This is a genomic window from Bacillus sp. TH25, from assembly GCF_016650935.1.
GTDB lineage: Bacteria > Bacillota > Bacilli > Bacillales > Bacillaceae_G > Bacillus_A > Bacillus_A mycoides.
Map to the genome: position 1 here is coordinate 386,481 of NZ_JAEKEU010000037.1, position 14,430 is coordinate 400,910.

Consider the following 14,430-nt stretch of genomic DNA (forward strand, 5'->3'; position numbering starts at 1 on the left):
CATGAAAGATTGGCATAAAAGTGTAGTCTATCAAATTTATCCGAAGAGCTTTAATAGTTACTATAATAAAGAAACCGGTGATATAAAGGGAGTTACAGAGAAATTAGATTATTTAAAGGAACTTGGAGTGGATTATATTTGGTTAACACCGATATACCGATCACCACAAAATGACAATGGATACGATGTAAGTGATTATTACAGCATTGATCCATCTTACGGGACGATGGAAGAGTTTGAAGAGCTTTTAAAAGAAGCGAAAGTACGTGACATTGAAATCATGCTTGATATCGTTGTAAATCATAGTTCAACGGAGCATAAGTGGTTTAAAGAAGCAAAAGAAGATAAGAATAGCCCGTATCGAAATTATTATATTTGGCGTGATGAAAAGAATAATTGGCAGTCTAAATTTGGAGGATCTGCTTGGAAATATGATGAGAAAACAGGGCAATATTTTTTACATCTATTTGATGAGACGCAAGCTGATTTAAACTGGGAAAATGAAAAGCTTCGTGAAGAAGTGTACGATATGATGCGCTTTTGGTTGGAGAAAGGTGTAAAAGGATTTCGCCTTGATGTTATTAACTTAATTTCAAAAGATCAAAGATTTTTAAATGATGAAGGCACCACGGCTACAAGTGATGGGCGTAAATATTACACAGATGGTCCACGCGTCCATGAATATTTACAAGAGATGAGCCAAAATGTTTTTGAAGGGAAAGATGTAATTACAGTTGGAGAAATGTCATCTACAACAATTGATAATTGTATTAAATATTCGAATCCTGAGCGCAATGAACTAAGCATGACGTTTAGTTTCCATCATTTAAAAGTAGATTATTCGAATGGTGATAAGTGGACGAAAGCTGATTTTGATTTCATTAAATTAAAAGAAATTATGTCCGATTGGCAAAGTGAAATGCAAAAGGGCGGAGGATGGAATGCGTTATTTTGGTGTAATCATGACCAGCCTCGTATTGTTTCACGGTTTGGTGATGATGAGAAGTACCGAAATGAATCTGCTAAAATGTTAGCGACAGCTATGCATATGTTGCAAGGAACACCTTACATTTATCAAGGGGAAGAAATCGGTATGACGAATCCTAAATTCGAGTCCATCGAGCAATATCGTGATGTGGAATCGTTAAATATATATAATATAAAGCTAGAAGAAGGATTATCAAAAGAAGAGATTATAGGGATTTTAAAACAAAAATCTCGTGACAATTCCCGTACTCCAATGCAGTGGAATGAAGAGGTGAACAGTGGTTTTACAACAAATGCACCTTGGATTTCAGTGGCTGATAGTTATGAAGAAATTAATGTAGAAAAAGCGTTAGAAGAGAAAGAATCTGTATTTTATCATTATAAAAAGTTAATTGAACTTAGAAAAACTTATGATGTAATTACAGAAGGGGAATATGCTATTTTAGATGAAAATCATTCTAAGATTTGGGCATATACTCGTACTGTAAAGAATGAAGTACTACTTGTTATAAATAACTTCTATGGAGAAGAAATAACATATTCTGTACCAGGTAATGTTCAATTAGATGGAATGAAACAAGAAGTATTATTGTCAAATTATAAAGATTCAAGCAAGGATATTACAAATATTAATTTAAGACCATATGAATCAATTGTATATCGATATACGAAATAAAAGGTTGTATGCCCAAGTGGCATACAACCTTTTATTTTAAGACACCACTATATAAAATGCTTACTTCTACTTCGGGATTAAATTTCACTTTTGCATAATCTTTATTCCAATTTTTTTTCTTCCATAAATCAGGATGATAAGCGATAAGGTGTCTTCCGATACCGAAAGCATCACAATTTGCTTTTTGTAGCTTTTTCGTTATTTGTTTAGCTTCTTTCGTAAGTTGTTTCGATAATTCTCTATTTAGCTTTTCTCTTTCACCCATTTTATAAAGATTATCCCTTGGAGCTTCAAGCGCTATAATTTTTAGTTGAAGCTTAATGTGAGCATAAACATTTCCTTTTTTATCTGTTGTTATTTTTAAGTCTCGTTTTAATTTCTGATTGCTCACTTCCATTGTTAAATAATCAGATGTCTTCTCTGATTCATCACTAGTAAGTTTTTGGGTTATACGGGCACTTGTTCCCATTTTTCCGGTTAATAACACGAATAAAACAGCTTGTTTCAGGGGTAAATGTCCAGTTAATTTGTCTTTATTAAATAAAGCTAACCCGTCTGTAATAACTTCTTTTCCTTTTATTTTTATAGAAGGGAGAGTGAAATCTTTACCCGGATCTAACATTTTTGTAGCGGCTGTTTCTAAAGTTTCTTTCGGAAATACACTCATGTCCTCTAAGCTTTTAATTTTTTTCTTTAGAAAATCTCCAATTAGTAAATTTCCTACTTTCTTTTTTTTAGTATTTCAGCTGTTTCACCATCTACTGAAATAAGTTTTACCAGAGCAGTTGGATTTGTTGGGTCTCGAAAACTAACATCTAAATAGGGTAATATACCTTTTTTTTGAATTTTTGTTCCTAATAGCAGCACACCGTATTTGAAATAGCGAATATTCCCAGTCACATTTTCTTTCAAAGTATCGCTAGTATCTCGTATGTTATGGCCGGTTGCTGAATGTATTTCATTTTCAAATGAAGATTGCTCGCTTCCTGAACTTCTTACAAGTTCGATGGTTTGTTGAAGTTTATTTTCTTCTGTAATATCAAATCCAATACTATAAGCTAATCTAGCATCCCTTAAAGGTTCTTGATCCCAGCAACCAGAAAGAAGTGAGCTAGCACATAAGATGCTACATAATTTAACTATTTTTTTGCGCATATGGAGCTCCTTTCTTATTTCTTAATAAGGAATAAAGAAGAAATAAAAAGGGAAGAACGACAATGAAAATATAAGTGAATTTATCAGTGAAATTTGCAATCACTTTTAATTCTTCAGGTGTATCTATAAATAAGGCGATACTAAAAGTGACAATTCCAACAATTGGAACAGCTTTTTTATGATTAGCAAGGTTGAATATATGCCCAATGCCTATAGAAGCAGCACAGTAACAACTAGCAATAGAAGCTACGACAGTTATCATCCAAATTGGTATGAATATTAAATCAGTGCGGTCTATAATCCCGATATGTAAGGAGCGCAATAAGTAAGCAACTGGCTCTGGAATAAGCTCAATTTGCTTTGGACTAAATACGATAAAGCAAATCCAAACCGTAAAAGTGTAAAAAAGGGTTACGAATCCATTAGCGATAGAAATTGCTTTCAGCCGTTCCACAGGATTCCCATTTACCTTTGGAAAAGCGATAAGAATAATTTCAAAACCATACATTGCCGTAATTGTTTCTTTCGATGCTTGAATAATATTCCACCATCCAGCCTCTGTAATGGGAAAAATATAAGAGAAATCAGCTCGCGAAAGCCCTAGGGCAATTAAAAGAGCCATTGGTAAAATGAGAATAGAAGCCATGACATAAAATCGTACAATGACTTTAAATGTATTATAAGCTACATAACAACAAGCGATTGTAAATAATATGAGAATTGCAGACCAAGGAGTTGCTTGCAAAATCCATACTTTAATGACATTACAAGCATTTAACATAACGGTCATACCGATAAGGGTAAAATAAAAAACATAAGAGAATCCTAATAGTTTTCCTAATTTATTACCAAACATCATACAAACAATTTCATATATATTTGCATTAGGAAATCTTTTTAATAAAAACCACATAAGTAAAATAATAATTTGAGTCGCAAGACCAGCTACGAGTGTAGAAATCCATCCACCGCCTTTAGCTATTGGGTGAAGACGGTTTGGTAGAGAAAGTATACCAACACCGATTTGGCATTGAATAACGAAAAAGGTCAATTGAACTAGCGAAATTTTACTTTGCGTGTTTGTCACCGTTCTCATCCTCTCTCGTTACATGTTGTCGTTGCATTTTTTTCGGCTTTGAATCATGTGGTCGTTCCCAAAACGACCAAATTGGAAGTCTGATAAAAGCATCTTTCATATCTTTTATATTCATTGGTGCAAGAGGGGAAAGATATGGTGTATGAAAAGAATGAAGCTGACATAAGTGAACGAAAGTTATAATTAAGCCAAATGAAATCCCTACATATCCGAATATAGCAGCAAGGATCATTAACGGAAAACGAAGAATACGAACTGCTGAACTCATGTCGTTGGATGGAACGAGAAAAGACGCAATTGCAGTTAAAGCCACAACGATAATCATTGTGTAAGAAACGAGTCCAGCTTTTACAATTGCATCCCCAATTACTAAACCACCTACAATACCGATTGTTTGTCCAACGCGGCTCGGCAAACGAATACCAGCTTCTCGTAATAATTCGAAAATCAACTCCATTAAGAGAGCTTCAAAAATAGGAGGGAGCGGTACTTTTTCTAATGAAGCTTTAATTGTATAAACGAGTTCAAGTGGCAATACATCAGGATGGAAGGCCACGGTTGCGATATATATAGCTGGTAAGAGAAAGGCGATTAAGAAACTTACTAAGCGAATCATTCGTACGAAAGAACCGACAATCCAGCGGTTATTATAATCATCTGGAGATTGATAAAAGGCAAATAATGTGACGGGAACGATAAGAGCTGTTGGATCCCCATCTGATAAAATAGCAACTCGTCCCTCCATTAAATTAGCGGCGGTTCTATCTGGGCGCTCTGTATTTAATTGCTGCGGGAATGGTGAGAAAGACGTATCTTCTATAAATTCTTGTATGTAACCTGGTGGCATGAGTGCATCTGTCTTAATCAATTCTAATCTTCTTTTCACTTCTGCAACGAGATCGTCATTAGCTATATTTTGAATATAAGCAATTGCCACTTTCGTGTGCATTTCTTCACCAAGTGTGAAATATTTAACGACGACATTTGGACTTTTTATGAGTTTACGAATAGACGCTAAATTGGTTGCTAAATCTTCTACGAAACCAGTATGTGGTCCGCGTACAATCCCTTCATTATCAGGCTCTGTTATAGCTCTCTTTAAAGATAATGCTGTTTCAAAAATACAAAAGCTTTCGACATGTTCATGGAAATATAAAGATTTACCTTGTAATAAGAGTTGTACACCGTAATTTAAATTCGTTTCTTTTTTCATATTTAATGTAGAAAATGCTTTATCTAAAGATAGATCAGATCGAGTTAATAAGGGTTCAAGAGCTAATTGATGAATTAAATTTGGGTCTGCTAAAGATTCGATATATAAAATTGTTCCTTTTCCGTTTTGAAAAGGGATATCTAATTTTTTTATATCATCTGAATGACAGAGCTTATTTTCAATGTAATTAATATTTTCCGGAAGTGATGGAAACATATGCTTTTGATTCTTACTCTTTTGCTGTTCTTCTTGTTGTGTCATAATTTCCACCTCTTTTAGAATAAAATTCCTTCTGTTAATTTTTGTTGTTTGTGAGAAAATTATGCTTAGATTATTTGAAAAAAAGTAGCTTGAAAGTTACGTTACGTCATCTTTTATACTAAAGAAAATAGGATATAGGGGGATGGTGTAGATGACTTTAAAATGTATGTGGGGATGGAAAGAAATTTTATATTTATTTGTTTTTGTATTTCTGATTGTACCAGTAATGGTTGAATCTCTTTTTTATGATTATGCTTTAAAAATAATAGGGAACTCATTATATGCTGGAGTATTAATGGGACTTATAATGGCAGTGATATTTACATTTTTAGTTTATCTTTTTTGCATAAAAAGATATAAACTGTCGTGGAAAGATATTGGAATTCGGAAGCTTTCATGGAAAGATTTATTGTGGACATTTGTAGCGGTTATTTCTTTGATTGTAGTGAGTGTTGGAGTATTAATGATAATGGAGAAACTGGGGATTTCTTTCGAAAATAGTAAAACGGAGACGATCCAAAATGATAAATCAATATATGCGTTCTGTATCGCGGTAATTGGAGCAGCAGTTATATCACCAATCTATGAAGAAATTTTATATCGAGGTGTTTTTTATACGTTTTTTCGTGATAGATATGGCATATTGGGCGGGGTGATTATAAGTTCAATAATATTTACCGTTGTTCATATTCCAACATATAACACATTACCGGTGAATTTTTTAAGCGGTGTAGTATTCGCGTGGTTATATGAAAAAACAAATTCTATTTTATCGGCTATGATTGCACACGCACTATTTAATTTCATAGCAGTACTTCTTACATTTATGTCGAATTAAGAAGATATATAGGAGGGATACAAATGGAAATAGCGGTAGAACGTGTTTTTACGAATGAAATTTTAGCAAGAGCAGCAAAGGCATATCATGTAACGGTGGAAGAAAAGCCACTTGGTGATTTTGAAAATTATATTTTTAAGGCGAAGGGTAAAAATAATGAAGATTACGTATTACGCTTAACCCATTCTTCTCATCGGTCTAAAAAAGAGGCAGAGGCCGAACTAGATTTTTTACGGTATGTTGCAGAGCATGGGGCAAAAGTGGCGGGACCTCGTAATTCAATATCTCAAAACCTTGTAGAAGAAATTGGAGCGGAAGATGGCACTTTCTTTTTCGCGTCTTTATTTACATATGCACAAGGTGAGCAAGTAAAAGGAGAAGAATCGCCTTATTGGGGAGATGCTTACTTTGAAGCGTGGGGAAAAGCGATTGGACAACTGCACCGCCTTACAATGGATTATCCTAAAACAGACTACCGTGATACGTGGGAAGAGGATGAAAGTAGCATTGTTAATGGATTAGAAGATGAGAAGGTGAAAGGGATTGCCACTGTATTAATGGATGAAATAAAGGCTCTTCCAATTGAAAGAGAAACGTTTGGCCTTATGCATGGTGATATTCATCCAGGTAATTTTCATTATGATGGAAAAGAGCTAACAATCTTTGATTTTGATGATGCAGCTTATAATTACTTTATACATGATTTAGCAATGGTTCTCTATTACTCTGTTCTATTTACACAGTGGACTACAGAAGAGAAGACAGAATTTGCTCGTAAACAATTGCGAGTGTTACGAAAAGGTTATGAATATGAGCACAGACTGGCGGATAGTTGGTATGAATCGTTACCGTTATTTTTACGTCTACGTGATATTGGTTTATACGGTACGCTTCAAAAGAAATTTAAAGGGAAAGATATGCCAGAGGATTTTCAAAAGTTATCAGATGAGTTGTATGAAAGAGTTATAAAGCAAGAGGCAATAGTGAATATATAATACAGAGATAAGGGAACAAAGTATATAAAATAAATATATACTTTGTTTTTTTATACAAAAATATGTTTACTTTATTAAAATAATATTGTTATAGATTCGGTATACACTTATAATTTTATATATATTCTGAATATTCTTTATAAAGAAGGAGGGGGAAAATTGGAAGCTGTCGTAAGTTGGATAAATAATATTGTTTGGAGTCCAGCACTTGTCTATTTATGTTTAGGAGTAGGTCTATATTTTTCCATTCGAACAAGGTTTTTACAAGTAAGACATGTAGGAGAAATGGTGAAACTTACATTTCAAGGGGAAAAATCGGATGCGGGTGTTTCTTCGTTCCAAGCTTTAGCACTTTCATTATCAGGGCGCGTTGGAACCGGAAATATTGCCGGTGTTGCAACGGCTGTTGCATTTGGTGGTCCAGGCGCTGTATTTTGGATGTGGGCGGTAGCCTTTCTAGGAGCTGGTTCTGCATATGTAGAATCGACGCTTGCACAAATATATAAGACGAAGCATCAAGGGCAATTCCGGGGTGGTCCTGCTTATTACATTGAAAAAGGACTAGGTGTTAAATGGTACGCATTAGTGTTCGTTGCAGCGACAATTCTTGCAACAGGAATGCTGCTTCCAGGTGTTCAAGCGAATAGTATTGCTGTAAGTCTAGAAACAGCTTTTGGTATTAATACTTCTGTATCCGGGGCGGTATTAGTAGCGGCATTAGCACTTATTATATTTGGTGGAGTTAAGCGAATTGTTAACGTAGCGCAAGTTGTAGTGCCGTTTATGGCGCTTGGTTATATTTTAGTAGCTTGTGTAATTGTAGCTATGAATATTGAAAAATTACCAGACGCTTTCATGTTAATTTTAAAAAGTGCATTTGCATTAGAAGCAGCTTTTGGCGGGATTATTGGTTTAGCAATTTCTTGGGGTGTAAAACGTGGTATTTATTCAAATGAAGCAGGGCAAGGAACTGGGGCTCATGCAGCGGCAGCTGCTGAAGTATCGCATCCAGCTAAACAAGGGTTAGTACAAGCATTTTCCGTTTACATTGATACATTATTTGTTTGTTCAGCAACAGCATTTATGATGATTATTACAGGCATGTATAACGTATTTGATGCAAGCGGAAAAAACTTTATCGTCAATAAATTAAATGGTGCACAGCCAGGTCCTGGTTATACACAGGCAGCGGTAGAATCTGTTTTCCCTGGATTTGGAAACGGTTTCGTCGCAATCTCTCTACTATTCTTCGCATTTACAACAATTATGGCTTATTACTACATTGCAGAAACGAATATAGCTTACTTAAACCGTGATAAAGACCGCCCTTGGATGTCTATCGTACTAAAGTTTGTATTCTTAGGAGTTGTATTCTACGGTTGTGTAAAAACAGCAGCAACAGCATGGGCTTTAGGAGATATTGGTGTAGGAATTATGGCATGGGTTAACATTATTGCGATTCTATTATTACAAAAACCGGCATTGATCGCATTAAAGGATTATGAAAAGCAGAAAAAAGAAGGAAAAGATCCAGTATTCGATCCGCAGAAATTAGGAATTAAAAATGCTGATTTCTGGGAGCATGAATACGGGAAAGACAAGAAAGAAGAAGTATCTTAAGAGAATAGAAATGAAGGAGCAAAGGGAAATCCCTTTGCTCTTTTTTATGGACAAAATGAAGATGAAAGTTATTTTTTTGCCTATTTTTGAATATAAAAAGAATGTACATGCTTTGTTTAGGGGAGGGGGGAGTATGGTGATAGAGTTTCGTAATGTAAATAAATATTATGGTAACTTCCAAGTTTTGAAAAATATTAATGTGCAAGTGAAAAAAGGTGAAGTGGTAGTAGTTGTTGGTCCTTCAGGATCAGGAAAAAGTACATTGCTTCGATGTATAAATCAGTTAGAGGCGATTACTGATGGAGAGTTAATCGTACAAAATACAGACGTACACAATAAAAAAACAGATATGAATGAATTACGCCGAAATATTGGTATGGTCTTCCAGCATTTTTACTTATACCCACATAAAACAGTTCTGCAAAATATTACACTAGCACCAATTAAAGTAAATAAAACTTCAAAAGAAGAAGCAGAAAAAACAGCGATGGTTTATTTAGAGAAAGTAGGAATCCCGGAGAAGGCAGGTGTATATCCTCATCAATTATCCGGAGGTCAACAGCAAAGGGTAGCTATTGCTAGAGGGCTCGCGATGCAACCGAAAATTATGCTATTTGATGAGCCTACGTCCGCTCTTGATCCAGAGATGATCGGAGAGGTGCTTGATGTTATGAAAGCGCTGGCTAAAGAAGGAATGACGATGGTCGTCGTCACACATGAGATGGGATTTGCACGTGAGGTAGCAGATAGAATTTTATTTATGGATGACGGTCAAATTATCGAAGATACAACACCATCTCAATTTTTTGCAAATCCTGAACAAGAAAGAGCACGTCTATTTTTAAGCCGGGTATTAAATCATTAAAGGAGGAATTTCATGCTTAAGATGAAAAAGTTGTTTACCCTAATCGTATTCTCATGTTTATTCGTGTTTATTGTTGCTGGGTGCGGGGGGAAAAAAGACGAGGCGAAAGAAACGAATACGAAGCAAGGCGGAGCTGTTGAGCAAATTAAGAAGCGCGGGAAGTTAGTAGTTGGAGTGAAGAATGATACGAATTTATTTGGATTGAAAAACCCTTCAACAGGGCAAGTAGAAGGATTCGATATTGATATCGCGAAGGCACTTGCGAAAAAAATTCTTGGTGATGAAAAGAAACTAGAGCTGAAAGAAGTAACGTCTAAAACACGTATTCCGATGCTGAAAAATGGTGATATTGATGCAATTATTGCGACAATGACAATTACGGAAGAACGCAAAAAAGAAGTAGATTTCTCAGATGTATATTTTAAAGCGGGGCAATCGTTACTTGTGAAAAAAGGAAGCAATATTAAAAGTATTGATGATGTGAAACAAGGCGTTAAAGTATTGGCTGTAAAAGGTTCAACGTCTACAAATAACATTCGTCAAAAATCACCAGAAGCAACAGTATTAGAGTTCGAGAATTATAGTGAGGCATTTACAGCGTTAAAAGCAGGTAAAGGCGATGTTTTAACTACAGATAATGCGATTCTTTACGGAATGGCAAAACAAGATTCTAATTATGAAGTTGTAGGGAAAATTTTCACGGATGAACCGTATGGAATTGCAGTACAAAAAGGTGCAGACGATTTAACGAAAGAGATTAATAGTTTATTAAAAGATATGAAAGCGAATGGAGAATACGATAAATTGTATGAAAAATGGATTGGTCAAAAACAAGAGAAGTAAAGTGAAACTTTATGTCTCTTGATAAATAGTAAGGGTGAGAGGATGAGAGTACTCATCCTCTTCTTGTAAAGAAAGAGGGGAGAATATGTGCCTGATTTTTCTATATTAACTAATAACATTGATATGTATTTAGAAGGCTTTAAATATACAGTGATGTCTAGTGTAATTGCATTAATAGGAAGCTTTATTTTAGGAGTAATTTTGGCTGTAATGCGCATTTCACCTATTCGTATTTTAAATTGGATAGGGTCAGCTTTTGTGGAGTTTGTAAGAAATATTCCACTCGTATTAATTGCATTTATATTTTATTTCGCTTTACCTGTAATAGGAATCACTTTAAATGGTTTTGTAGCAGGGACAGTTACGCTTACTGTGTATACTGCATCATTTATTGCGGAAGTCATTCGTGCTGGTATTTTATCCGTTGCAAAAGGGCAAATGGAAGCAGCACGGTCTTCAGGATTAACGTATGTACAGGGAATGTATTATGTTGTCTTACCTCAAGCGATGAAAATCGTAATCCCTCCCCTAGGAAATCAATTTCTCAATTTAGTAAAAAACTCTTCTATACTCGGAATTATCGCGGGTACTGATTTAATGTATCAAGGAGATTTAATTTCAACGAAGACGTTAGTTACGTTCGATGTGTATATATTTGTCGGGATGTTTTATTTAATATTAACACTTCCGCTCAGTATGCTAGTGCGTTATTTAGAAAAACGCTTAGCAAAGGAGGCGGTGTAAATGGATTTTAAGGGAGCAATTACAGGAGATCATATTCTGTTTTTATTAAAAGGATTACTCATAACGTTAGAGGTAGCGCTCGTAGCAATTGTACTTAGCTTTATTATTGGTAGTGTAATAGGAATATTACGCTACATGAAAATACCTGTTGTCTCACAAATATTAGGAATTATCGTTGAAGTGATTCGAAATTTACCACTACTTTTAATTATATTTTTCACATATTTTGCACTTCCAGAAGCAGGCTTGAAATTAGAGATTATAACAGCTACAATTGTTGCTTTAACAATATTTGAAGCAGCAATGATATCTGAAATTGTTCGAAGTGGTCTATTATCGATTGAAAAAGGACAGATTGAGGCCGCAAGATCTTCAGGATTAACGTATGTGCAAGCGCTTTGGCATATCATTTTACCACAAGCATTAAGAAGAATGGTCCCGCCGCTTGTCAGTCAGTTTATTTCATTGCTGAAAGATACATCATTAGCAGTTGTTATATCACTGCCAGAGCTTATGCATAATGCTCAAATTATTAGCGGGCAAAATGTAAATTATATGATTCCGACTTTTATAGTAGTGGCTTGTATGTACTTTATATTGAATTATAGTTTATCAATTTTATCGAGAAGATTAGAACTTCGTTAACTCTTACAATATATGTAAGGATTTTTCCTTGTTTCTCCTTATTTTCCTCTAAATAGTATCTAAATCTTGCAATAATTCGTTTTTTTATATTGTTTTATCAGAAAAGTTTTAATTTTATATAGAAATTGTAATCGCTTTCGTGTATATTTTTATTATCAGAAAATTTTAAAAAGAGATAGGGGTACTTGTAGGGGGAGGATTAAGATGCAGCAAACAACGAATGAGCAATTACATCGTACGATGAAGAGTAGACATTTATTTATGATCGCACTAGGTGGTGTAATCGGAACTGGTTTTTTTCTAGGTTCAGGTTACACCATTAATCAGGCTGGACCAGGGGGAGCCATCCTTTCATATTTAGTGGGCGGATTTATTATGTATTTAACAATGCTTTGTCTTGGAGAGCTAACGGTAGCAATGCCAGTTTCAGGATCTTTCCAAAAGTATGCGACGAAGTTTATTGGACCAGGAACTGGATTTATGATCGGTTGGCTATACTGGATTGGATGGGCAGTAACAGTAGGATTAGAATTAACATCGATCGGTTTAATGATGAAAAGATGGTTTCCGAATGTTGATGTTTGGGTATGGTGTCTCGTATTCGGAGTTATTTTATATGCTTCAAATGCAATATCAGCGAAGAGTTATGCTGAATTAGAGTTTTGGTTCTCTAGTATTAAAGTAGTTACAATTATTGCATTCATTCTACTTGGTGGTAGCGCATTACTAGGATTCTTACCATACGATGGAAAAGAAGCAGCGCCTCTTTTCTCTAACTTTGTAAGTGATGGTGGGCTATTCCCAAATGGACTAGCTGCAGTGCTTCTTACGATGATTACAGTTAACTTTTCCTTCCAAGGAACAGAGTTAATCGGGATTGCAGCAGGAGAGAGTCAGAATCCTGAAAAAACAATTCCACGTGCGATTCGTAATACAGTATGGCGCATTATGTTATTCTTCATTTTAACAATGACAATTTTAGTAGGGTTAATTTCTTGGAAAGAAGCAGGGATAATTGAAAGCCCATTCGTAGTTGTATTTGATAAAATCGGTATTCCATATGCAGCTGATATTATGAACTTCGTTATTATTACAGCTCTTCTATCTGTAGCGAACTCAGGGTTATATGCAGCAACGCGTATACTATGGTCACTTGCAAATGAAGGAATGGCACCAACTTCTTTCAAGAAAGTAAATAAACGTGGTATTCCGATTACAGCGTTAGTCGTAACAATTGCAGTAGCGGGCCTTTCTTTATTAACAAGCTTCCTTGCAGAAGATACAGTATATATGTACTTATTATCTATAGCTGGTTTATCGGCTGTTTCAAGTTGGATCATTATTGCTTTATCACAACTTCGCTTTAGAAGTCAGTATTTAAAAGGCGGAGGAAAATTAGAGGACTTAAAGTATAGAACACCACTATACCCGCTTGTTCCAATTTTAGCTTTAATTACAAATAGCATCGTTGTTATTAGTTTAGCGTTTATTCCAGAACAAAGAATGGCTTTATATTGTGGTATTCCATTTATCATTTTCTGCTACATATATTATTATATGAGTAAGAAACGGAAGAAACCGATGAAAGTGGAGATGGAAGCAAAGTATGAAAATAGAAATTAAGCATGATGATATAGAGGCAGATTTATCGTATGGTCAATTAGCGATTGGGAAAGAAAACGGATATTCACCGTTACAATTACTCGTTTCTTCTATCGCGGGATGTAGTGCAATTGTTTTTCGAACGATTTTAGAAAAGAAACGTATTGCATACGATACGTTTACAATTGAAACTGAAATTGGTAGAAGTGAAGCTTTATCAAAACCAGTTGAAAGCGTTCATTTGCACTATAAAATTAAAGCACAAAATATTACAGAAGAACAATTAGACAAGGCACTGCAACTTGCGGTGAAAAATTGCACAATTGTTCAATCTGTAAAGGATAGTATAAAAGTTACAGAAACAATTGAATTAGTAAAGTGAAACATAAAAACGTGAGAATAGGGCGCTCACGTTTTTATGTTTTTAATAAAGGGGAAAGTATGATGGAATGTTTAGGTTGTAAATTAGCAAATGAAGAAGAAATTATATATAAAGTGTATGAAGATGATTATGTAACTTGTTTTTTAGATCATGCGCCTTTCTATACAGGGCATACTTTAATCGTTCCAAAGCTGCATGTTGTAGAAGTGGACGAATTAGATGATTGTGTAGCGCAAGCGATTATGGACGCTTCTAAGCTTATTTCAAAGGCTATTAAGTTATTATATAAACCAGACGGAGTTACAATTTGTCAAAATGGTGGAATCTTTAACGAGTTAACTCATTATCACATGCATATTGTACCGAGATATAAAGAGCGTTCGTTTGCTGAGTTTTATACGGTGCAGCCAGGAGAACAGCAGAATCATAACTTTGAAGAGACAAAGAGTTTGTTAAAAGAAGCGATAGAGAAAATAATACATAGCGAAAAGGCGTAAGAGGGGTTTTC

At 34.9% G+C, this 14,430-nt stretch carries 13 protein-coding genes and 1 pseudogene; 11 read left to right on the plus strand and 3 right to left on the minus strand.

Annotated elements, in window-relative coordinates:
- Position 1 precedes the first annotated feature (1 nt).
- Entirely contained in the window at positions 2-1,663 is a 1,662-nt protein-coding gene (treC, locus tag JFT89_RS20955; RefSeq protein WP_201040549.1) for an alpha,alpha-phosphotrehalase, read from the plus strand.
- A 31-nt stretch (positions 1,664-1,694) separates the two neighbouring features.
- On the opposite strand, the pseudogene JFT89_RS20960 reads toward treC, so the two are convergent.
- The 3 genes and pseudogenes from JFT89_RS20960 to gerKA all read right to left on the minus strand — a co-directional run bounded on the left by JFT89_RS20960 (position 1,695) and on the right by gerKA (position 5,388).
- Positions 1,695-2,818 (minus strand): annotated as a pseudogene (locus JFT89_RS20960) (Ger(x)C family spore germination protein).
- Positions 2,799-3,905 (minus strand): GerAB/ArcD/ProY family transporter, encoded by a 1,107-nt coding sequence (locus tag JFT89_RS20965; RefSeq protein WP_016097219.1) that lies wholly within the window; start codon positions 3,903-3,905, stop codon positions 2,799-2,801. The pseudogene JFT89_RS20960 and the gene JFT89_RS20965 overlap by 20 nt, the downstream one beginning before the upstream one ends.
- On the minus strand, positions 3,886-5,388 hold the full coding sequence (gerKA, locus tag JFT89_RS20970; protein ID WP_016097220.1) for a spore germination protein GerKA: 1,503 nt from the start codon (positions 5,386-5,388) through the stop codon (positions 3,886-3,888). Before gerKA ends, JFT89_RS20965 begins: the two co-directional genes overlap by 20 nt.
- A gap of 151 nt (positions 5,389-5,539) precedes the next feature.
- Here gerKA and JFT89_RS20975 point away from each other — a divergent pair, with 151 nt between their 5' ends.
- The 10 genes from JFT89_RS20975 to JFT89_RS21020 all read left to right on the plus strand — a co-directional run bounded on the left by JFT89_RS20975 (position 5,540) and on the right by JFT89_RS21020 (position 14,419).
- Positions 5,540-6,226 (plus strand): CPBP family intramembrane glutamic endopeptidase, encoded by a 687-nt coding sequence (locus JFT89_RS20975; protein WP_016126548.1) that lies wholly within the window; start codon positions 5,540-5,542, stop codon positions 6,224-6,226.
- A gap of 23 nt (positions 6,227-6,249) precedes the next feature.
- A complete protein-coding gene (locus JFT89_RS20980; protein ID WP_002063775.1) occupies positions 6,250-7,221 on the plus strand; it encodes a phosphotransferase enzyme family protein in 972 nt (323 codons plus the stop codon).
- A gap of 159 nt (positions 7,222-7,380) precedes the next feature.
- The gene (locus JFT89_RS20985; RefSeq protein WP_002063776.1) at positions 7,381-8,841 is read left to right on the plus strand and encodes an alanine/glycine:cation symporter family protein; all 1,461 of its coding nucleotides are present in this window, start codon (positions 7,381-7,383) and stop codon (positions 8,839-8,841) included.
- Between the two features lie 10 nt (positions 8,842-8,851).
- On the plus strand, positions 8,852-9,706 hold the full coding sequence (locus JFT89_RS20990; protein ID WP_002063777.1) for an amino acid ABC transporter ATP-binding protein: 855 nt from the start codon (positions 8,852-8,854) through the stop codon (positions 9,704-9,706).
- A gap of 12 nt (positions 9,707-9,718) precedes the next feature.
- The gene (gene glnH / locus JFT89_RS20995; RefSeq protein ID WP_060751640.1) at positions 9,719-10,549 is read left to right on the plus strand and encodes a glutamine ABC transporter substrate-binding protein GlnH; all 831 of its coding nucleotides are present in this window, start codon (positions 9,719-9,721) and stop codon (positions 10,547-10,549) included.
- Positions 10,550-10,636: 87 nt separating this feature from the next.
- Complete coding sequence (locus tag JFT89_RS21000) at positions 10,637-11,293, plus strand: amino acid ABC transporter permease (protein WP_033706391.1); 657 nt, start codon at positions 10,637-10,639, stop codon at positions 11,291-11,293.
- Entirely contained in the window at positions 11,294-11,938 is a 645-nt protein-coding gene (locus JFT89_RS21005; RefSeq protein WP_002063780.1) for an amino acid ABC transporter permease, read from the plus strand.
- Between the two features lie 204 nt (positions 11,939-12,142).
- Positions 12,143-13,561: an amino acid permease gene (locus JFT89_RS21010; protein WP_201040550.1), complete on the plus strand. Its 1,419-nt coding sequence runs from the start codon at positions 12,143-12,145 to the stop codon at positions 13,559-13,561.
- On the plus strand, positions 13,545-13,922 hold the full coding sequence (locus tag JFT89_RS21015) for an OsmC family protein (RefSeq protein ID WP_033706393.1): 378 nt from the start codon (positions 13,545-13,547) through the stop codon (positions 13,920-13,922). Before JFT89_RS21010 ends, JFT89_RS21015 begins: the two co-directional genes overlap by 17 nt.
- A gap of 62 nt (positions 13,923-13,984) precedes the next feature.
- Positions 13,985-14,419 (plus strand): HIT family protein, encoded by a 435-nt coding sequence (locus JFT89_RS21020; protein WP_033706394.1) that lies wholly within the window; start codon positions 13,985-13,987, stop codon positions 14,417-14,419.
- Positions 14,420-14,430: the final 11 nt, after the last annotated feature.